22 protein-coding genes, 1 pseudogene and 1 riboswitch are annotated in these 20505 nt (G+C 55.0%); of the genes and pseudogenes, 22 read left to right on the top strand and 1 reads right to left on the bottom strand.

Annotated features, from left to right (window positions below):
- Positions 1 to 16: 16 nt before the first annotated feature.
- The 22 genes and pseudogenes from pocR to ldtA all read left to right on the top strand — a co-directional run bounded on the left by pocR (position 17) and on the right by ldtA (position 19795).
- Positions 17 to 928 carry a regulatory protein PocR gene (gene pocR / locus GPJ68_RS15085; RefSeq protein ID WP_104651494.1) on the top strand — a complete coding sequence of 304 codons (912 nt, stop codon included), beginning with the start codon at positions 17 to 19 and terminating at the stop codon, positions 926 to 928.
- Between the two features lie 332 nt (positions 929 to 1260).
- A riboswitch (cobalamin riboswitch) is annotated at positions 1261 to 1436 on the top strand.
- Between the two features lie 87 nt (positions 1437 to 1523).
- A complete protein-coding gene (locus GPJ68_RS15080; RefSeq protein WP_075848395.1) occupies positions 1524 to 2903 on the top strand; it encodes a cobyrinate a,c-diamide synthase in 1380 nt (459 codons plus the stop codon).
- Positions 2900 to 3859: an adenosylcobinamide-phosphate synthase CbiB gene (gene cbiB / locus GPJ68_RS15075; RefSeq protein ID WP_016156868.1), complete on the top strand. Its 960-nt coding sequence runs from the start codon at positions 2900 to 2902 to the stop codon at positions 3857 to 3859. Before GPJ68_RS15080 ends, cbiB begins: the two co-directional genes overlap by 4 nt.
- A 10-nt stretch (positions 3860 to 3869) precedes the next feature.
- A complete protein-coding gene (locus GPJ68_RS15070; protein WP_008785140.1) occupies positions 3870 to 4502 on the top strand; it encodes a cobalt-precorrin-8 methylmutase in 633 nt (210 codons plus the stop codon).
- Entirely contained in the window at positions 4499 to 5635 is a 1137-nt protein-coding gene (gene cbiD, locus GPJ68_RS15065) for a cobalt-precorrin-5B (C(1))-methyltransferase CbiD (protein ID WP_016153523.1), read from the top strand. The genes GPJ68_RS15070 and cbiD overlap by 4 nt, the downstream gene beginning before the upstream one ends.
- Entirely contained in the window at positions 5629 to 6234 is a 606-nt protein-coding gene (locus tag GPJ68_RS15060) for a cobalt-precorrin-7 (C(5))-methyltransferase (protein ID WP_019077093.1), read from the top strand. Before cbiD ends, GPJ68_RS15060 begins: the two co-directional genes overlap by 7 nt.
- On the top strand, positions 6224 to 6793 hold the full coding sequence (locus GPJ68_RS15055) for a decarboxylating cobalt-precorrin-6B (C(15))-methyltransferase (RefSeq protein WP_016153521.1): 570 nt from the start codon (positions 6224 to 6226) through the stop codon (positions 6791 to 6793). The genes GPJ68_RS15060 and GPJ68_RS15055 overlap by 11 nt, the downstream gene beginning before the upstream one ends.
- Positions 6786 to 7559: a cobalt-precorrin-4 methyltransferase gene (locus GPJ68_RS15050; protein ID WP_003030275.1), complete on the top strand. Its 774-nt coding sequence runs from the start codon at positions 6786 to 6788 to the stop codon at positions 7557 to 7559. Before GPJ68_RS15055 ends, GPJ68_RS15050 begins: the two co-directional genes overlap by 8 nt.
- Positions 7540 to 8595, top strand: coding sequence for a cobalt-precorrin 5A hydrolase (gene cbiG, locus GPJ68_RS15045; RefSeq protein WP_016153520.1), 1056 nt, complete (start codon positions 7540 to 7542; stop codon positions 8593 to 8595). The genes GPJ68_RS15050 and cbiG overlap by 20 nt, the downstream gene beginning before the upstream one ends.
- Positions 8595 to 9320 carry a precorrin-3B C(17)-methyltransferase gene (locus GPJ68_RS15040; RefSeq protein ID WP_003030278.1) on the top strand — a complete coding sequence of 242 codons (726 nt, stop codon included), beginning with the start codon at positions 8595 to 8597 and terminating at the stop codon, positions 9318 to 9320. Before cbiG ends, GPJ68_RS15040 begins: the two co-directional genes overlap by 1 nt.
- Positions 9317 to 10102 (top strand): cobalt-precorrin-6A reductase, encoded by a 786-nt coding sequence (locus GPJ68_RS15035; protein ID WP_016156865.1) that lies wholly within the window; start codon positions 9317 to 9319, stop codon positions 10100 to 10102. The genes GPJ68_RS15040 and GPJ68_RS15035 overlap by 4 nt, the downstream gene beginning before the upstream one ends.
- Positions 10103 to 10112: 10 nt before the next feature.
- Positions 10113 to 10907, top strand: coding sequence for a sirohydrochlorin cobaltochelatase (locus GPJ68_RS15030; RefSeq protein WP_016153518.1), 795 nt, complete (start codon positions 10113 to 10115; stop codon positions 10905 to 10907).
- Positions 10904 to 11617, top strand: a complete 714-nt coding sequence (locus tag GPJ68_RS15025; RefSeq protein ID WP_016156863.1) for a cobalt-factor II C(20)-methyltransferase — start codon at positions 10904 to 10906, stop codon at positions 11615 to 11617. The genes GPJ68_RS15030 and GPJ68_RS15025 overlap by 4 nt, the downstream gene beginning before the upstream one ends.
- On the top strand, positions 11614 to 12351 hold the full coding sequence (gene cbiM / locus GPJ68_RS15020; protein ID WP_016153516.1) for a cobalt ECF transporter S component CbiM: 738 nt from the start codon (positions 11614 to 11616) through the stop codon (positions 12349 to 12351). The genes GPJ68_RS15025 and cbiM overlap by 4 nt, the downstream gene beginning before the upstream one ends.
- A 2-nt stretch (positions 12352 to 12353) precedes the next feature.
- On the top strand, positions 12354 to 12635 hold the full coding sequence (locus GPJ68_RS15015; RefSeq protein WP_006683999.1) for an energy-coupling factor ABC transporter substrate-binding protein: 282 nt from the start codon (positions 12354 to 12356) through the stop codon (positions 12633 to 12635).
- The gene (locus GPJ68_RS15010) at positions 12622 to 13299 is read left to right on the top strand and encodes an energy-coupling factor ABC transporter transmembrane protein (protein WP_016156861.1); all 678 of its coding nucleotides are present in this window, start codon (positions 12622 to 12624) and stop codon (positions 13297 to 13299) included. Before GPJ68_RS15015 ends, GPJ68_RS15010 begins: the two co-directional genes overlap by 14 nt.
- An 8-nt stretch (positions 13300 to 13307) precedes the next feature.
- A pseudogene (locus GPJ68_RS15005) lies at positions 13308 to 14124 on the top strand (energy-coupling factor ABC transporter ATP-binding protein).
- Positions 14121 to 15641: a cobyric acid synthase gene (locus GPJ68_RS15000; protein ID WP_104651496.1), complete on the top strand. Its 1521-nt coding sequence runs from the start codon at positions 14121 to 14123 to the stop codon at positions 15639 to 15641. The pseudogene GPJ68_RS15005 and the gene GPJ68_RS15000 overlap by 4 nt, the downstream one beginning before the upstream one ends.
- Positions 15638 to 16183: a bifunctional adenosylcobinamide kinase/adenosylcobinamide-phosphate guanylyltransferase gene (gene cobU / locus GPJ68_RS14995; RefSeq protein WP_016153512.1), complete on the top strand. Its 546-nt coding sequence runs from the start codon at positions 15638 to 15640 to the stop codon at positions 16181 to 16183. Before GPJ68_RS15000 ends, cobU begins: the two co-directional genes overlap by 4 nt.
- The gene (gene cobS, locus GPJ68_RS14990) at positions 16180 to 16923 is read left to right on the top strand and encodes an adenosylcobinamide-GDP ribazoletransferase (protein WP_019077089.1); all 744 of its coding nucleotides are present in this window, start codon (positions 16180 to 16182) and stop codon (positions 16921 to 16923) included. Before cobU ends, cobS begins: the two co-directional genes overlap by 4 nt.
- Positions 16924 to 16947: 24 nt before the next feature.
- On the top strand, positions 16948 to 18012 hold the full coding sequence (cobT, locus tag GPJ68_RS14985) for a nicotinate-nucleotide--dimethylbenzimidazole phosphoribosyltransferase (RefSeq protein WP_016156857.1): 1065 nt from the start codon (positions 16948 to 16950) through the stop codon (positions 18010 to 18012).
- Between the two features lie 853 nt (positions 18013 to 18865).
- Positions 18866 to 19795 carry a L,D-transpeptidase gene (gene ldtA, locus GPJ68_RS14980; RefSeq protein ID WP_016153509.1) on the top strand — a complete coding sequence of 310 codons (930 nt, stop codon included), beginning with the start codon at positions 18866 to 18868 and terminating at the stop codon, positions 19793 to 19795.
- Positions 19796 to 19818: 23 nt separating this feature from the next.
- On the opposite strand, the gene GPJ68_RS14975 is transcribed toward ldtA, so the two are convergent.
- Positions 19819 to 20502, bottom strand: a complete 684-nt coding sequence (locus GPJ68_RS14975) for an ABC transporter ATP-binding protein (protein ID WP_016156856.1) — start codon at positions 20500 to 20502, stop codon at positions 19819 to 19821.
- Between the last annotated feature and the right edge of the window lie 3 nt (positions 20503 to 20505).

The raw sequence follows: 20505 nt of genomic DNA, 5'->3' as shown, positions 1-20505 counted from the left end.
ACTGAGAGGTTTTATCATGATTTCTGCGAGTGCCCTGAACTCAGAACTCATTAATAAAATCGCACAGGATTTTGCGCAGGCCACCAGTCTGGCCGTTGTGGTTGTCAATATTCACGGTGATGAAATTTCTGAGCTTTTTAATTTCACCCCTTTTTGCCAGTTGATGCGTCAGCATCCTCAGCACAGTACCCGTTGTCGTATGAGCGATCGCTGTGGAGGGCTGGAAGCCTCTAAATCCGATCAACCCTGCATCTATCGCTGTCACGCCGGACTTACCGATTTCTCAATTCCGCTGGTCATTGCGGGGCACCTGGTAGGGTTTGTGCTTTGTGGTCAGGTACGCTTAAGTAACGATGTTGGTTTGGTTGATATTCTGAATGTAGATGACCGCTGGCAAGCCGATCCCGAACTGGTCAACGAGTTTCGTAATGTACCGGAAATGGACTATTCGCGAGTCATCGCCTCAGCGGATCTGCTGAAGCTCATCGTGGAAAATTGCCTTAAGAAACAACTTAATTTTGTGGTTATCAAAGATAACCCGCAGCAGTCAGAGCCGGTACGCACTAACCGCAGCACCAATCCTCATGACAGCAAAATGAAAAAAGCACTGCGTTATATTGATGCGCATTTATCAGACGAATTGCGTCTGGAGGATGTCGCCTCTCATGTTTACCTTAGCCCTTACTATTTCAGCAAATTGTTCAAAAAATATCATGGTATCGGTTTTAACGCATGGGTAAACCAGCAGCGAATGGCCAGTGCAAAAGAGCTGCTTTGCCACAGTGACTGGAGCATAGCCAGCATTGCGCGTAATTTAGGATTTTCGCAAACCAGTTATTTTTGCAAAGTTTTTCGTCAAACGTATCAGGTCACGCCGCAGGCATTTCGCCAACAAATAAATGTTATTTCACGTGGCGAATCCGCTTAAATGGCAATATTTTGCTATTGCCGATTTTTGATATAGGGCGCTATGCCAGTCATTATAAAATGAAAAGTAGCGACAGCAGTCAATAAATTGTCATAGCGCAACAAAATATTAGTATTAGAGGGATAAACTGCACCAGTTTTTATTTTTGTGATGAGATACAGTGTCTCTGTGAATGACTTTCTTTATTCTTTGTTGGCACTTTCATTCAGAATGCGAGCATATGAATAAGTGGGTTTATGCCAGGTAATTGGTTGAATGAACCCGGCAAGATATTAAATTGAATTATTGTCATGAGGTCGTGAATTTACCTCATAACAGAGAGCTTAATTAATCAGGCTCTTGAACTGACAGGTTTGCCACATTTGTGGTAGGGAAGGGGGTGAGAATCCCCCGCAGCCCCCGCTGCTGTGATGCTGACGACCCCGTATTGACCACTGATCGCAAGATTGGGAAGGACGGGTGAGGATGACGCTAAGCCAGAAGACCTGCCTGTCAGTGACTACCAACAACTTCGGTGGGAAGTGGGTGGTTCAGATGCATACAGTCGAGAGACTGGGTATCTTTACACCCCTACCACCCTGAACAGGATCAGGGTATGGCGGCCAATTTTCACGCTTTTGTTCTTGCAGGTACCGGAAGCGGCTGTGGTAAAACCACGGTGACGCTGGGCCTGTTGAGCTTGTTGAAAAAACGCGGTTTACGCGTCCAGCCTTGCAAAGTAGGCCCCGATTACCTTGATACCGGCTGGCATTCCGCGGTATGCGGCACTGCTTCCCGCAATCTTGATAGCTTCATGCTTCCCGTCCCCACCCTGAATGCTTTATTTCGCGAGCACATGCAACATGCGGATATCGCCGTTATTGAAGGCGTTATGGGGTTGTATGACGGATACGGCACCGACCCAAACTACTGCAGCACCGCCGCGATGGCCAAACAGTTAGGCTGTCCGGTTATCCTACTGGTTGATGGCAAAGCCGTTTCCACCTCGATCGCCGCGACGGTAATGGGGTTTCAGCATTTTGATCCAACCCTGAATATTGCCGGCGTTATTGTTAACCGGGTTAACAGCGAAACGCATTACCAGCTCCTGAAAGTGGCGATTGAGCGTTACTGCGCTGTACCCGTATTAGGCTACGTTCCCCGTATGGAAGGCGTTGCGCTTCCTGAGCGTCATCTGGGGTTAGTTACCGCGCGTGAGTCGGTTATCAACCAGCAGCCGTGGCAGGCGTTTGCCGCGACGCTGGAGCAAACCCTTGATATCGACGCGCTGCTGAGATTAAGCCAGTTAGACACGCTTCCTGCGGGTGAATGGCCAGCGTTGCCCGCCGCAGACGCCGGGGCAGGGCTAACGCTTGCCATCGCCGATGACGAAGCGTTCAATTTCTACTACCCGGACAACATTACGCTTCTGGAGCGCACGGGGCTTAAGATTGTCCGTTTTAGCCCGTTGCACGACACCTGTTTACCCGACTGTCAGATGATCTGGCTGGGGGGTGGCTATCCTGAGTTACATGCTGCGGCGTTGGCCCGTAATATTGCAATGCTTAACCAACTGCGGGCGGCGCACCAGCAGGGTGTCGCGATTTATGCCGAGTGCGGGGGGCTGATGTATCTCGGCAGTTCGCTGGAAGACAGCCAGGGTGATACCTGGCTGATGGCGGATATCATTCCCGGTCACAGCAAAATGGGAAAACGTCTGACCCGATTTGGCTACTGCGAAGCGCAGGCCGCGCAGCAAACGTTGTTAGCTGCAGAAGGTGAAGTGCTGCGCGGACATGAATTCCACTACTCCGATTTTACCCCTGAAACCCCCGCGGTGATGAACTGTCGCAAAGTGCGCGATGGCAAAACGCTGCAAGCCTGGTCCGGCGGTTGGCAGGTGGGAAATACCTTTGCCAGCTATCTACACGTTCATTTTGCTCAACGTCCGCAGATGCTTAACCACTGGCTGGCAGCCGCGAGGAGCGCACTATGACCATCCTCGCGTGGTGTGTTGCCTGGCTGCTTGATTTTATCATCGGCGATCCGCAGAACTGGCCGCATCCGGTGCGCTGGATTGGCAATCTGATTTCTGCGGTGCAACGGGTTGTTCGGCGTTACTGCCATAGCGACCGTGCGCTACGCATCGGTGGCGCGGTGATGTGGATTGTGGTGGTGGGGCTGACCTGGGCTGTGTCCTGGGGAGTACTGGCGCTGGCGCACTCTATTCATCCCTGGCTTGGTTGGGTGGTTGAGGTCTGGATGATCTTTGCCGTGCTGGCCGGGCGCTGCCTGGCAAATGCCGCGCAGGATGTCGAGCGTCCGCTACGTGCCGGTAACCTTGCTGCAAGTCGGGAAAAGCTGTCATGGATTGTAGGACGTGATACCTCGCAATTACAGCCACAGCAGATCAATCGCGGCGTAGTGGAAACCGTGGCTGAGAACACCGTTGATGGCATCATCGCGCCGCTGTTCTTCTTGCTCCTCGGCGGTGCGCCTCTGGCGATGGCCTACAAAGCGGTAAACACCCTTGACTCCATGGTGGGCTACAAACATGAAAAATACCGCGCTATCGGTATGGTCAGCGCTCGTCTGGACGATGTCGCAAATTATATTCCCGCGAGACTAAGTTGGCTGCTGCTGGGCGCAGCGGCATTTTTATGTCGCCAGGACGGCGCGCGTGCTTTGCAGATTGGCTGGCGCGATCGCTACAACCACAGCAGCCCAAACTGCGCGTGGTCAGAAGCGTCCGTTGCCGGGGCATTAGGAATTCGTCTGGGTGGTCCTAATGACTACTTTGGCGAGCGCGTTGAGAAACCGTGGATCGGTGATGCACAACGCGACATTTCGGTAGACGACATTTCCCATACGATTCGATTGATGTGGGTGGCATCGATGCTGGCACTGGCGCTGTTTATTGCGCTGCGGTGGCTGCTGGTCGGTGTAGCCTGAGGACAACACAATGCAATATATCCAGCAACCCCAGGCGATTGAGGCCAAAAGTTTCGACATTATTGGCGAGATCATCCGTGAAACCCGCCCGGACTATCAGTTTGCCAGCCCGTTACATGAAGCCATTATCAAGCGGGTCATTCACACGACAGCGGATTTCGACTGGCTGGACATTCTGTGGTTTTCCAGTGATGTGCTGGAGCAGTTCTGTGCGGCGCTTAGCCGTTCGAGCGTGATTTATACCGATACCACTATGGCCCTTTCCGGGATTAATAAAACGCTGCTGGCAAAATTCGGTGGCGAATGCCGCTGCTACATCAGCGACCCGCGGGTCGTGCGGACGGCAAAAGAGCAGGGCATTACCCGGTCAATGGCGGCCGTTGACATTGCGGTGAAGGAAGAGGGTGAAAAGCTGTTTGTGTTTGGCAACGCGCCGACAGCGCTGTTCCGCCTGCTTGAGCATGATGTGGCCGTGAGTGGCGTAGTTGGCGTACCGGTTGGGTTCGTCGGTGCAGAAGAGTCGAAAGATGCACTGACCCAAAGCAATCTACCCGCCATTGCTGCGTTAGGTCGTAAAGGGGGAAGTAACGTCGCCGCCGCGATCGTCAACGCCATGCTTTATCACATGCAGGGGGCGCGATGAGCGAGTCCTTCGATACGCCTGTGTGGCACAACGGTAAAGCGCTGCGTAAAGGATATACCACGGGATCGTGCGCGACGGCGGCGGCAAAAGTGGCGGCGCTGATGGTATTGCGCCAGCACCTGATCCATCAGGTTTCTATCGTGACGCCATCAGGTGTGACGCTGTGTCTGAACGTAGAGTCACCGCATATCGAAGGACAGCAGGCGATAGCCGCCATCCGCAAAGACGGTGGCGATGATGTGGATGCCACTCACGGCATGCTGATTTTTGCCCGCGTGACGTTAAACGATAGCAAAGAGATAACCCTTCAGGGCGGGGAAGGCGTTGGCACGGTAACCCGCAAAGGGATCGGCCTGCCGGTGGGCAGTTCGGCGATTAATCGCACACCTCGCCAGACCATTGAGTCTGCGGTTCGTGAGGCGATTGGTCCGAATCGTGGGGCGCAAATTGAAATTTTCGCGCCGGAAGGCGAAGAGCGGGCACAAAAAACCTACAACTCCCGCCTTGGCATTCTGGGCGGCATTTCGATCATTGGTACGACTGGGATCGTCACGCCGATGTCAGAAGAAAGCTGGAAACGTTCACTGTCGCTGGAACTGGAAATTAAGCGAGCGGCGGGGCTGGAGCGTGTCGTACTGGTGCCAGGAAACCACGGCGAACGTTTTGTGCGTGAGCAGATGGGGATCGACACCCAGGTTGTGGTCACTATGAGCAATTTTGTCGGCTACATGATTGAAGAAGCCGTACGTCTGGGGTTCCGACAAATTGTGCTGGTGGGACACCCTGGTAAGCTCGTCAAAATTGCGGCGGGGATCTTTCATACCCACAGCCATATTGCCGATGCTCGCATGGAAACGCTGGTGGCCCACCTCGCGTTACTGGGTGCGCCGCTGGAACTGCTCACGCTGGTCAGCGACTGCGATACCACCGAGGCGGCGATGGAACACATAGAAGCATACGGTTTTCAGCACATTTACAACCATCTGGCTAAGCGCATCTGTATGCGCGTCCTGCAAACGTTGCGCTTTACCAAAAATCCCCCGACCTGTGACGCCATCATGTTCTCTTTTGATAATCAGGTGCTTGGAAGTAATCGCCCGGTCGCAGAGATTGCTGAGGAGATGCAATGTTAACCGTTGTAGGGATGGGGCCAGCCGGTTTGCATTTGATGACGCCTGCTGCGCGTGAAGCGGTCGCAACGGCTGATGTTCTGGTCGGTGGAAAGCGACATTTGCAGCAATTCCCGGATTTTACCGGTGAACAGTTTGTTCTCGGCGCCAATATTCTCGAACTTTTGAACTGGATTTGCGCGCACCAGGAACAACGCGTTGTGGTGCTGGCATCTGGCGATCCGCTGTTTTACGGCATCGGGACGCGCATGGTGGCGCATTTCGGTATTGAAAATGTGCGCATTATTCCCGGTATTAGCGCGGTGCAGTACCTGTGTGCGCAGTCCGGTATTGATATGAACGATATGTGGCTGACCAGTAGCCATGGTCGCAGCGTCTGTTTCGATGAACTGGCGCGACATAACAAGGTGGCGATGGTGACAGATGCGCAGTGCGGCCCGCGTGAAATTGCGCAGCAGCTCATTGCACGAGGCAAGGGACATCGCTGGATGGTGATTGGCGAAAACCTGGCAATGGAAAACGAACGGATCCATTTCCTGCCTGTGAACGAAGTTAACGCCGACTATGACATGAATGCAGTGGTGATCCTTGATGAAAGATGAGCTGTTTTTACGTGGAGAGAAAGTGCCGATGACCAAAGAAGCGGTACGTGCACTTGCCCTCTCAAAACTTGAATTACACCGCGCCAGTCACCTGATTGATATTGGCGCAGGAACCGGCAGCGTGTCGATAGAAGCCGCGCTGCAATACCCTGGATTGCGCGTGACGGCAATCGAGCGTAACCCGGCGGCGCTCAGGTTATTGGATGAAAACCGCCAGCATTTTGCCTGTGCAAACATCGACATTTTTCCCGGTGTTGCGCCGATGACCATCGCTGAAAAAGCCGATGCCATTTTCATGGGCGGCAGCGGTGGCCATTTGACTGAACTGATTGACTGGTCAATGCGTCAATTGCATCCCGCAGGGCGGCTGGTGATGACATTCATCCTCCAGGAAAACCTCAACACCGCGCTGGCACATCTGGACCATCTTGGCGTACCGGGAGTGGATTGCCTGCAGCTACAGGTTTCCTCGCTTACCACGCTTGGCAGTGGTCACTATTTCAAACCGAATAACCCCGTATTTGTTATCGCCTGTCAGAAGGAAGGAAACCATGTCTGAGATTTTTGATCCCCGTAGCGTGTGGTTTGTTGGCGCAGGTCCTGGCGATCGCGAGCTGATTACCCTCAAAGGTTACCGGTTGCTACAGCAGGCGCAGGTTGTTATCTACGCCGGATCGCTGATTAACACCGAATTGCTGGAATATTGTCCTGCTGGTGCTGAATGCCATGACAGCGCTGAACTGCATCTGGAGCAGATCCTTGATCTGATGGAAGCCGGAGTGAAAGCGGGTAAGACCGTGGTGCGTCTGCAAACCGGCGATGTTTCGCTGTACGGTTCCGTGCGCGAGCAGGGCGAGGAACTGACCAAACGCGGGATTGACTGGCAGGTGGTACCCGGCGTCAGCGCATTCCTTGGTGCGGCGGCGGAGCTGGGCGTTGAGTATACCGTGCCTGAGGTCTCACAGAGCCTGATCATTACCCGCCTGGAAGGACGCACGCCGGTGCCGGAGCGCGAACAGCTGGAGTCATTTGCCAGTCACCAGACATCTATGGCGATTTATCTGTCCGTTCAGCGTATTCATCGTGTGGCCGAGCGTTTGATTGAAGGCGGTTATCCGGCGACCACGCCCGTGGCGGTGATCTACAAGGCAACCTGGCCGGAAAGCCAGACTGTGCGCGGTACCCTGGCGGATATTGGCGACAAGGTTCGTGATGCGGGCATCCGTAAAACGGCCCTTATTCTGGTCGGTAATTTCCTGGGCTCGGAGTATCACTACTCCAAACTCTATGCGGCGGACTTTAGCCATGAATACCGTAAAGCCTGAGTCAATTGCGCTTTTTTGCCTGACCCCGGGAGGCGTTACGCTGGCAAAACGTCTGGCGGCCATGCTGCCGGTCACCTGTTTTACCAGTGAAAAGCTGCTGGAGGAGGGATTCATTCCTTTCGAAAACGGCTTTGCGAATACCGCCCGCGAAGCGTTTGCGAATTACTCGGCGCTGATTTTTATCGGTGCGACCGGCATTGCGGTGCGCGTGCTGGCCCCGCTGGTCAACGACAAATTTTGCGATCCGGCGGTGGTGGTCATTGATGAACGCGCCCAGCATGTCATCAGCCTGCTCTCCGGTCACGCGGGCGGTGCCAATGCGCTGGCGCGGTATCTGGCGGGCATGTTGGGCGCCGATCCGGTGATCACCACTGCGACGGATGTCAACGATATGGCGGCACTGGATACGCTGGCATTTCAACTGAATGCCCGGATGAGTGATTTCCGTTCGGCGGTGAAGATCGTTAATCAGATGCTGGTCAGTAATAAGCGGGTTGGGCTGTGGTGGGATGATGAACTGACGCAGGATGTCAGTCATTGCGACCGGCGCGGTTTTATCACGGTAACCGATCTCAATCAGCTTCCTGAACTGGATGCGCTGGTGTGTATCACCTTACGCACCAACTTACCCGATCTGCCTGTTCCGCACTGGAAGCTGGTGCCGCAGCGTGTTGTGGCCGGAATTGGTTGTCGTCGTGACACGCCATTCCCGTTGCTGGCCGCGCTGCTTGCCAGGCAACTCGAGGCCCAGCAGCTCGATCCGCTGGCGCTAAAAGCGATTGGCAGTATCACGCTGAAAAAAGATGAACAGGGACTTATCCAACTGGCTTCGTGCTGTCGCGTTCCTTTCGAAACCTTTACTGCTGACGCGCTGCGTGAGCATGAACACCGTTTTCCGGCCTCATCGTTTGTTCGCAAAACGGTGGGTACAGGAAGCGTTTCCGGTCCTGCAGCCTGGCTGCTGAGCCACGGAAAACTGTTAGGCGAGACCCTGCGAGAACAGGGCGTCACTATCACTTTGGGAGTTTCACACTGATGTTAAGCGTAATTGGAATTGGCCCTGGCTCGCAGGCAATGATGACCATGGAAGCCGTTGAAGCATTGCAGGCAGCGGAAATCATCGTTGGCTATAAAACCTACACCCACCTGGTAAAAGCGTTCACTGGCGACAAGCAGGTGATCAAAACCGGGATGTGCAAAGAGATTGAACGCTGCCAGGCGGCGATCGAACTGGCGCAGGCAGGTCACAATGTGGCGCTGATCAGCAGCGGTGATGCAGGGATTTACGGTATGGCCGGGCTGGTGCTTGAGCTGGTCAGCAAGCAAAAGCTGGACGTTGAGGTCAGGCTGATCCCAGGAATGACGGCCAGCATTGCCGCCGCCTCTTTGCTGGGCGCGCCGTTGATGCACGACTTCTGCCACATCAGCTTAAGCGATCTGTTAACACCGTGGCCAGTTATCGAAAAACGTATAGTGGCTGCCGGCGAAGCAGACTTTGTAATCTGTTTCTACAACCCGCGCAGTCGGGGTCGCGAAGGACATCTGGCACGCGCATTTGAGCTGCTTTCTGCCAGCAAGAGCGCGCAAACGCCGGTGGGTATTGTGAAGTCAGCCGGACGTAAAAAACAGGAAAAATGGTTGACCACCCTGGGTGAAATGGACTTTGAACCGGTTGATATGACCAGCCTTGTGATCGTTGGCAACAAAACAACCTATGTTCAGGACGGCCTGATGATCACGCCACGAGGTTATGTGCTGTGAATTACGGTGATGTGTTGGTCATGGGCGGTACCAGCGATGCGCGCATGCTGTGCCAGCAACTGGACGCAGCCAATGTGGCCTACACCCTGTCAGTTGCGACTCCAACGGGGAAGCAACTGGCGGGAGATATCAAAGGTCAGGTGCGCTGCGGGCGTCTGGAGCGCGAACAAATGATTGCCTGGCTACAGGAGAATCGGACGCGCTGGGTGATAGACGCCTCGCATCCGTATGCCGAGGTGGTGAGTCGCAACATCATGAACGCCTGCGAAGCGGCGGGGGTACTGCTGAGCCGCTATCAACGTCCTGAGCAGTTGAGCGGTTTAACCCATCCGCAGCTTTATACCGTACAGAGTATTCAGCAAGCCTGCGAGGTTGCGCGCCGCTTCGGTGACCGCGTGCTGCTGACGACCGGCAGTAAAGATCTGGCTATCTGGCGCGAAGGGTTGCCTGAAAAAACGCTGCTGGCGCGCGTCCTGCCTGTACCCGAGGTTATTCAGCAATGCGCGGACCTGGGATTTGGCGTCGGTGAGATTTTTGCATTGTGCGGGCCGTTTAGCGCCGAGTTCAACGCTGCGTTTTATCGCCAGTGTCAGGCTGATGTGGTGATCACTAAGGCATCCGGTGCGGAAGGTGGTTATCAGGAAAAAGTTCAACCCTGTCTGGATGCTGGTATCCCCTGCATCGTGATTACACGTCCGGCACCGTTGGTGACGGGAGAAGAGTTACTGGAAAGTCAGGCCGCCTTTGGGGCGCGTTTAACGCGCTGGCTGGCCGCTGCTTAAGGAGTTAGAGATGAAAAAGGCGCTTCTGGTGGTCAGCTTTGGCACCAGCTATCACGACACCTGTGAGAAAAATATTGTGGCTTGCGAGCGCGATCTCGCAGCCAGTTGCCCTGACCGCGACCTGTTTCGGGCGTTTACCTCCGGGATGATTATCCGCAAGCTCAAGCAGCGCGACGGCATTGAGATCGACACGCCGCTGCAGGCGCTGCAAAAGCTGGCGGATCAGGGGTATCAGGACGTGGCTATTCAGTCGTTGCACATTATCAACGGTGATGAATACGAAAAAATTGTCCGCGAAGTGCAAAGCATGCGCCCGCTTTTTTCTCGCCTGACGCTGGGTGTTCCGCTGCTGAGCAGCCATGACGATTACGCCCAGCTGATGCTGGCGCTGCAACAGCAAATGCCGGTGCTTGGCGAAAATGAAAAAGTGGTGTTTATGGGACACGGTGCCAGCCATCATGCCTTTGCTGCCTATGCCTGCCTCGACCATATGATGACGGCACAGCGCTACCCGGCGCGGGTTGGGGCGGTGGAAAGTTACCCGGAAGTCGATGTGCTGATTGAAAGTTTGTCTCAGGAAGGGGTGACGGCGGTGCATCTGATGCCGCTGATGTTAGTTGCTGGCGATCATGCCATCAATGATATGGCCTCTGACGAAGAGGATTCCTGGAAAACATTGTTCAATGCGGCCGGGATACCGGCTACGCCGTGGCTCAGTGGTCTGGGTGAGAATCCGGCGGTTCGCGCTATGTTCGTGGCGCATTTACAACAGGCGCTTAATGTGGCGCTGGAGGAAGCAGCATGAGCGGAAAACTGTACGCATTAAGCACCGGACCAGGCGCTTCCGATCTTATCACCGTGCGGGCCGCACGCACGCTGGGTACGCTGGATATTCTCTATGCGCCCGCCGGGCGCAAAGGTGGCGACAGTCTGGCGCTGTCGATCGTACGTGAATATATCGGCGAGCAGACCGAAGTTCGCTGCTGCCATTTTCCTATGAGTGCTGACAGCGCCGAAAAAGAGGCGGTATGGGATGACGTTGCGGCCGCGCTGGTTCAGGAAGTCGAAGCGGGTAAGCAGGTGGGCTTTATTACACTCGGCGACGCCATGCTGTTCAGCACCTGGGTTTTTTTACTCCAGCGTATTGGCTGTCCTGACTGGTTAGAAATCGTCCCGGGCGTGACCTCTTTCGCTGCGATTGCCGCGCGGTCAAAAACGCCGCTCGCCATGGAGCAACAGTCACTGGCCGTGGTCTCCTGTACCGCGCCGGAAGCGGAAATCCAGCAGGCGTTAAAGCAGCATGACAGTCTGGTGCTGATGAAGGTATACGGTCGTTTTGCGCGCATCAAAGCGCTGCTGCAACAAGAGGGTTTGTTGGGCTGTGCATTGATGATGTCTGAAGCCACGCTGCCGGGTGAACAGTGCTGGCGTCATCTCGATGAGGTGAGCGACGATCAGCCGCTGCCTTATTTCTCGACCATTCTGGTCAATAAACAGTGGGAGTATGCACAATGAAGCTTGAACAACAGCTAAAACAGCTGTCTTTCAGCGGGTTGGCTGCGGCGCTATTACTGATGGTTGTTCCTGAACAAGCGTTCGCCATGCACATAATGGAAGGTTTCTTGCCGCCGATGTGGGCGCTGGCCTGGTGGCTGCTGTTTTTGCCGTGCCTGTGGTACGGGCTGGTGCGGCTGCGCCAAATCGTGCAGGAAGATAGTCACCAAAAAGTGTTACTGGCTTTGTGCGGCGCGTTTATTTTTGTGCTGTCGGCGCTGAAAATTCCTTCTGTTACCGGAAGTTGTTCGCACCCTACCGGGGTAGGCCTGGCGGTTATCCTGTTTGGACCGGGCGTGGTGGCAATCCTCGGGGCAATCGTCCTGCTGTTCCAGGCGCTGTTGCTGGCGCACGGTGGTTTGACAACGCTTGGCGCTAACGGCATGTCGATGGCGGTGATTGGCCCGGTAGTGGGTTACATGGTATGGAAAATGGCCTGCCGTGCGGGGTTGCGTCGTGATGTTTGCGTCTTCCTGTGCGCGATGCTGGCGGATCTCGTCACCTATTTCGTGACCTCGGTGCAACTGGGCGTGGCGTTCCCGGACCCATCCGCCGGTGCTACGGGTTCAATCATCAAGTTCATGGGGATTTTCTGCCTGACGCAGATCCCAATTGCGATAGCGGAAGGTCTGCTCACCGTAATGATTTATGACCAGTTAACCAAACGGCAGTTGATTACCGCTCAAGGACATTAACGATGAAAAAGACGCTGATTTTGTTAGGGATGGTAGTGGCGCTGGTGATCCTGCCGTTCTTTATCAACCATGGTGGAGAGTACGGTGGCTCAGACGGTGAGGCGGAGAGTCAGATTCAGGCAATTGCCCCACATTATGAGCCGTGGTTCCAGCCCTTGTATGAACCGGCAAGCGGTGAGATTGAAAGCCTGCTGTTTACGCTCCAGGGATCGCTGGGCGCAGCCGTGATTTTCTACATTCTGGGTTACACCAAGGGCAGGCAACGTCGTGATGACCGGGCTTGACAGGCTTAGCTATCAAAGCCGCTGGTTTCATGTCTCACCCGTGCGGAAATTTCTGCTCTGGCTGATGATGATGATTCTGGCGTTTACTCTGCCCCCGTTGGGGCAGGGTATTGAGCTGTTACTGATTGCCGCGCTGAGCTGCTGGCTGCTGCGCATTTCCTTCTGGCGCTGGTGTCGCTGGATGGCATTACCGTTTGGTTTTCTGACGGTCGGCGTCGTGACCATTCTGTTTAGTTTTAGCCGCGATCCGCAGACGCTGCTGGCCAGCATCCCCGTTGGAAGCTATTGGTTAGGTGTTAGCGCGCCAGGGCTTGTCACCGCCAATGAAACCTTCTGGCGCAGCCTGGCTGCGCTGGCGGCGACGTTCTGGCTGGTCCTGAATCTGCCGTTTCCGCAATTAATTATCTTACTCAAACGCGCGCACGTTCCTCGCCTGCTCACTGAGCAGATCCTGCTAACCTGGCGCTTTATTTTTATCCTGTTAGACGAGGCGCTGGCTATTCATCGCGCACAAACGCTACGTTTTGGTTATCGTAGCTTGCCGTTGGGCTATCGCTCGCTGGCGATGCTGGTGGGATTGCTGTTTACCCGCGTGTTGATCCGCTACCAGCAAATGACCACCACACTGGATATCAAACTGTATCAGGGTGATTTTCACCTGTAAGGAAAAGTATGCTTGCCACTTCAGCGCTTTGGTTTCGCTATCAGGATGACCCGATCCTCAAAGGGCTAACGCTGGACTTTTCAACGCATGCCGTCACCGGGCTGGTCGGTGCTAATGGCTGCGGGAAATCCACGCTGTTTATGAACCTGAGTGGTTTACTGCGTCCGCAGGAAGGCGCGGTGATGTGGCAAGGCAAACCGCTGGATTACAGCAAGCGCGGCCTGCTGGCGCTGCGACAGCAGGTGGCAACCGTATTTCAGGATCCCGATCAGCAAATTTTTTATACCGATATCGACAGCGATATTGCCTTCAGCCTGCACAACCTTGGGGTGGATGAAGCTGAAATCTCCCCGCCGGGTGGATGATGCGCTCACGCTGGTAGATGCCCAGCATTTTCGCCATCAACCAATTCAGTGTTTAAGTCACGGGCAGAAAAAACGTGTGGCGATTGCCGGGGCGTTGGTGTTGCAGGCGCAGTATTTGCTACTGGATGAACCTACTGCGGGCCTTGACCCATCAGGTCGCACGCAGATGATTGAGATAATCAAACGCATCGTAGCGCAAGGAAACCACGTGGTTATCTCCAGCCATGATATCGATCTTATCTATGAAGTCAGCGATGCAGTGTACGTTTTACGCCGGGGTGAAGTGCTAACGCACGGCTCGCCGGGTGATGTGTTTGCCCGGACGGATCTTATTGAACAAGCGGGATTAACTCAGCCCTGGCTGGTGAAGCTGCATACCGAGCTGGGCTTCCCGCTGTGTAAAACAGAGGCTGAATTTTTTAGCTGTATGCGAGAGAACGCACTGAAGGAGGCGTCATGACGCAGGCAATAATGTTGCAGGGAACGGCATCTGATGTAGGTAAAAGCGTGTTGGTCGCCGGTCTGTGTCGAATTTTTTATCAGGATGGACTGCGTACCGCACCGTTCAAATCGCAGAACATGGCGCTGAACTCTGGCATTACGCCAGAGGGCAAAGAGATGGGCCGCGCGCAAATTTTTCAGGCTGAGGCCGCCGGTATTACGCCAGATGTGCGTATGAATCCGGTGCTGCTTAAGCCGACCAGCGATCGTAAAGCGCAGGTTGTGCTGATGGGCAAAGTGGCAACCGATATGGATGCGGTGAGCTACCACGAGTACAAACCGAAACTACGGGATCAAATCCTGTCTGTTTATAACAGTCTGGCGCAGGAGTTCGATGTGCTGGTACTGGAAGGGGCGGGAAGCCCGGCTGAGATTAACCTGCGCGATCGCGATATCGTCAATATGGGGATGGCTGAAATGGCGCAGTGCCCTGTCGTTCTGGTGGCGGATATCGACCGCGGCGGGGTGTTTGCCTCCATTTACGGCACGCTGGCGCTACTGCACGACCATGAACGCGCCAGGGTAAAAGGGGTGATCATCAATAAGTTTCGCGGTGATGTGGCGTTGCTGTATTCCGGGATTGAGCAAATTGAAGCGCTGACCGGCGTTCCGGTCCTGGGCGTCATGCCATGGCTGGACGTTGATCTGGAAGATGAAGATGGCGTTGCGCTGCAAAAGGGCAAATATTTGCGCACAGACAAACGCGACATCGATATCGCCGTTGTTCAGATACCACACATTTCTAACTTTACTGATTTCAATGCGCTTGCCGCACAGCCGGATGTGCGCGTGCGCTATGTTCGCCAGCCTGAAGAGTTGGCGGGGGCCGATCTGGTGATTCTGCCCGGCAGCAAAAACACCCTGGGCGATCTGGTGTGGCTGCGTGAAAGCGGGATGGCGCATGGCGTGGTGCAATTACATCGTAATAACGTACCCGTGGTGGGGATTTGCGGTGGCTATCAAATGCTCGGCGATACCATCATTGATGAAGTTGAGTCAGGACTCGGTACGTTGCCGGGTCTGGGCTTGCTCGATACCGTAACGCATTTTGCCCAGCACAAAACCACGACCCTGGTTGAAGGACAAATGTCCTCCTCGCTGCCGGACTGGCTGGCGGGTACCGCGGGATTATCCGTTCGCGGTTATGAAATTCATATGGGCGAAACGGCATTAACTGAAGAATGCCGGTCGGTGATGACGCTGCGTAAAGACGGCGGTAACGTGGCTGATGGCGCGGTCACTGCCGATGGCCTGGCGTTCGGCACCTATCTTCACGGTCTGTTCGACAGCGATGAATTTACCCGTGCGCTGGTTAATGGCCTGCGAGAACGTAAAGGGTTAGCGCCGCTGGATTCCACCTTCCATTACGCGCAATATAAATCGCAGCAGTTTGATCTGCTGGCGGATGCGATGCGGCAACACATCGATATTGAGAAAATTTATACCATCATGCAGCAACACCGGGAGCCAGTATGATGATTCTGGTGACTGGCGGCGCGCGAAGCGGCAAGAGTCGGCATGCGGAAGCGCTGATCGCAGATTCTCCAAACGTTTTGTATATCGCGACTTCGCAGATTTTTGATGAGGAGATGGCTGCGCGAATTCAGCATCATCGTGACGGACGTCCTGCGCACTGGCGGACAGCCGAACGCTGGCAACATCTCGATGAGCTGATTACGGCAGCAAACGATCCACAAGAAGCCATTCTGCTGGAGTGCATCACCACGATGGTGACCAACCTGCTGTTTGCGCTGGGCGGTGACAGCGACCCGGATAGCTGGGATTACGCGGCGATGGAGCAATCTATTGAGGATGAAATTCGTTCGCTGATTGCGGCCTGTCAGCGCTGTCCGGCCAGGGTTGTGCTGGTCACTAACGAAGTCGGAATGGGGATTGTTCCGGAGAACCGTCTGGCACGGCATTTTCGCGATATTGCAGGACGTGTGAACCAGCGACTGGCGGCGGCGGCTGATGAGGTCTGGCTGGTGGTATCAGGAATTGGAGTCAAAATTAAATGAGTAAGTTGTTCTGGGCAATGCTCTCTTTTATTAGTCGCTTGCCCGTTCCTGCTCGCTGGTCGCAAGGACTGGATTTCGAGCACTATTCGCGTGGCATTGTGATGTTCCCGCTAATTGGCGTGGTGCTGGGAGGGCTGACGGGGCTGGTCTTTATGGCGCTGCAGCCCTGGTGTGGGGTGCCGTTGGCGGCCCTGTTTGCAGTCCTCACGCTGGCGTTATTGACTGGGGGATTTCATCTCGACGGACTGGCGGATACCTGTGACGGTATTTTTTCGGCGCGTCGACGCGAGCGGATGCTGGAAATCATGCGTGACAGCCGCCTGGGGACCCACGGTGGACTGGCGTTAATTTTCGTGTTGCTGGCAAAAGTGCTGGTGGTGAGCGAACTGGCTTTGCGGGGCACGCCGATGCTGGCGGCGCTTGCAGCCGCTTGTGTCGCCGGGCGGGGTACCGCTGTTTTGCTGATGTATCGACATCGCTACGCCCGCGAAGAAGGGCTGGGCAACGTCTTTATCGGTAAAGTCACCGGGCGTCAAACCTGCGTCACGTTGGGATTTGCGGCGATCCTGGCTGCCGTGCTTCTTCCTGGCATGCGCGGCGTGGCGGCGCTGGTTGTTACGATAGTGGCGATTTTTATTCTTGGGCAGTTATTAAAACGCACGTTGGGTGGGCAGACCGGCGATACGCTGGGCGCAGCCATTGAACTTGGCGAGTTGATTTTCCTGCTGGCTCTGCTCTGAGTCAGCCAACATACTGGAACCCTTATGCAGACTTTAACCTCTTTACTCCACGCAATCCCTTCACCTGATAGTGCTGCGATGCTGCGTGCACAGCAGCATGTCGATGGCTTGCTTAAACCGCCAGGAAGTCTTGGTCGGCTCGAGTCGCTCGCCGTGCAACTGGCCGGAATGCCGGGTCTGAAGGGCGTACCGCATGTGAATGGCAAAGCGATGCTGGTGATGTGCGCCGATCACGGTGTATGGGATGAAGGGGTTGCTGTTTCGCCTAAAATCGTCACGGCTATTCAGGCTGCTAATATGACGCGTGGGACGACAGGCGTTTGTGTGCTTGCCGCTCAGGCGGGGGCAAAGGTACATGTGATTGATGTCGGCATCGATGCTGAGCTTATCCCTGGCGTGGTGAATATGCGCGTGGCGCGCGGCTGCGGCAATATTGCACAAGGCCCGGCAATGAGTCGTTCGCAGGCCGAGGAGCTGCTGCTGGAGGTTATCCGCTATACCCATGAGCTGGCCAAAGATGGCGTAACGCTGTTTGGCGTCGGTGAACTTGGTATGGCAAATACGACACCAGCGGCGGCAATCGTCAGCGTGCTGACCGGCAGCGATGCCGAGGATGTGGTGGGTATCGGCGCTAACCTGCCGCTTTCAAGAGTAGGCAATAAAGTCGATGTTGTGCGGCGAGCAATTGCCGTCAATCAACCGGATCGTAATGACGGTATCGATGTGCTGGCTAAGGTAGGCGGGTTTGATCTGGTCGGCATGGCGGGGGTGATGTTGGGGGCGGCCTCCTGCGGCCTGCCGGTCGTGCTGGACGGTTTTCTCTCTTATTCCGCTGCGCTGGCAGCCTGCCAGATTGCGCCGCAGATTAAACCTTACCTGATCCCGTCACATTTCTCCGCCGAGAAGGGGGCTCGCACCGCGCTGGCGCATCTTGAACTGGAGCCGTATCTCAATATGGGGATGCGTTTGGGCGAAGGCAGCGGGGCCGCGCTGGCGATGCCGATTGTTGAAGCCGCCTGTGCAATGTACAACAACATGGGGCAGCTTGCCGCCAGTAACATTGTGCTTCCGGATGGTAAGGAAGCATAGTTTTCGGCCACGCTGAACCTCGCCCCATGGTGCAATACCGTTCAGTTAAGCCTGTATGGAAATGTTTTGCTCTGAATCAGTTTCCGTTCACCTTATGTGCGTTGCTTCTCTGATAACGTTATACCTGTGAACGCGCAAGGAAGGCTCACCGCCGCCTCCCTTGCATCCCTGGCTCCCGGCGGGAAAATCGTCGCTGCGCGATTCATTCGTCTTATGCCGTCCGCCTGTCGGGTCGGGGCCGGGCCTGCGTCCCTGCTGGCCGTCCCCTCTGCCCGCATCCCTGCGGGCAGACCCGGTCAGCCGTCAACGCCTCATCGATTTTCAGCCGGACCGGGGTCATCGCTGCAACGCGCTGACTTCCAGTTAACTCTGTTTTGCTATTCAGATAAAAAACGCAGGTGGTCAGGTGTGGGCTGGTCCGGCTGAAAATTGCCGACGTGTTTCCGTAAGGCCGGGAGAACCCGCAGGGATGCGGGTTCAGGGCGCGTTTTGCAGGGACGCTGCCTCGCGTCCGGCCCGGTAGCCTGGAGGAATAAACGGAGGGGACCACGAAGTGGCAATTTTCCCGCCGGGAGCCGGGATTGTAAAGGGCGTGGCGGAGAACGCCCTTTACACGTTCACAGGAATCGGTGTTTCAGAGAAACGATGCACATGAGGTGAACGGAACCCTTACCGTGAGATAGCATATTCATAACTTCTGCCAACACAGGTGATGCTTTCTGATACAGAGGCGTTAACTGAACTGCATTAGCCTCAGGCGGCTTTTTTATGCGGATTTTAGGCGTAACCCACTAAAACTGATAATAAAAGCTATAATTAACGGATATCTGCTGCGGCGAAGGAAAGGAAAAAGATGCGTCGTGTAAAACTGCTTTGTTCACTCATTATGCTGCTCGTGAGTCAGAGCGCGCAGGCGGTGAGTTATCCGCTCCCGCCTGAAGGCAGTCGCCTGGTGGGGAGCCCTTTGACCATTACGGTACCTTCAGGAAACACTCAGCCGTTGGAAGCTTTTGCCGCGCAGTACGGACAGGGGTTGAGCAATATGCTGGAGGCCAATCCCGGCGTGGATGTTTTTCTGCCTAAGTCTGGCTCGACGCTGGTTGTGCCACAGCAACTGATATTACCGGATACTGTACGCGAGGGGATCGTAATCAACGTCGCAGAAATGCGCCTTTACTATTATCCCGCTGGCAGCAATACGGTTGAGGTTTTACCCATTGGCATTGGCCAGGCGGGTAGAGAAACGCCGCGTAACTGGGTGACGGCGGTAGAACGTAAGCAGGAAGCACCAAGCTGGACGCCTACGCCGAATACCCGGCGCGAATACGCAGCGCGTGGGGAAAGCCTGCCGGCGTTTGTTCCTGCCGGGCCTGATAACCCGATGGGACTGTATGCGATTTATATCGGCAGGCTTTATGCCATTCATGGCACAAATGCGAATTTCGGTATTGGTCTGCGGGTAAGTCAGGGGTGTATCCGTTTGCGTAATGACGACATTAAATATCTGTTTGATACCGTACCGGTAGGGACGCGTGTGCAACTGATAGACCGACCGGTGAAATACAGCGTAGAGCCGGACGGTAGTCGCTGGGTGGAAGTGCATGAACCACTGTCACGAAACCGGTCGGAATACGAGTCTGACAGAAAAGTTCCCTTGCCAGTCACCCCCGCGCTGCGCACCTTCATCAGCGGGAATGACGTGGATATGAGTCGCGGAAATCAGGCACTGGAAAGACGCTCCGGCATGCCGGTGAATATCAGTCTGATTCAGACCCATTACTAATTTTCAAGGCGACCCTGTGATCTTTAGCCTGGGTGGGTCGCTTTTTTAATTTGATACTGTCCCATTTTTACCACGCCAATATGGTCTGCCATTAGCTGCGCCTCGTGTTCGCTGTGTGTAACCAGCAGTGCCGTTTGCCCGGCGGCACGCAAAATATCCCGTACCTCGTTGCCAAGACGCTCACGCGTGCGCTTATCAAGGCTGGAGAAAGGCTCATCGAGCAGCAGGATTTCCGGATGCGGCGCCAGCGCGCGCGCAAGAGCGATACGCTGCTGTTGACCGCCGGACAGTTCATGCGGATAACGGCTGGCATGACTGTGCAACTCCACCATTTTTAACAGCTCCGCCACCCGGACCTGCTGCTGCTCACGCGGCATACGTCGTAACCCAAAGGCCACGTTTTGTTGCGCGGTCAGGTGAGGGAATAACGCATATTCCTGAAAGACCATGCCGACATGCCGTTTTTCCGGCGGCAGATGAACACCGGAACCGGCAACGCGGCGCTGCGACACATAGATATCTCCGCTTCGCAGCCGTTCAAATCCGGCAACTGCGCGTAACACGGTGGTTTTTCCGCAACCTGAAGCGCCCAGTAAACAAGCGATCTCTCCTTTACGTACCGACATTGAAAACCCGCTCAGCACCGATTGCTGGCTGTTGCCGTAGGCAACATGCACATCCTGGAGTCGTAATGCAATTTCTGACATTGT

Origin of the sequence: Citrobacter sp. 172116965 (genome assembly GCF_013458095.1) — a bacterium.
Taxonomy (GTDB): domain Bacteria; phylum Pseudomonadota; class Gammaproteobacteria; order Enterobacterales; family Enterobacteriaceae; genus Citrobacter; species Citrobacter braakii.
This window is presented reverse-complemented; position numbering and strand designations above follow the sequence as displayed.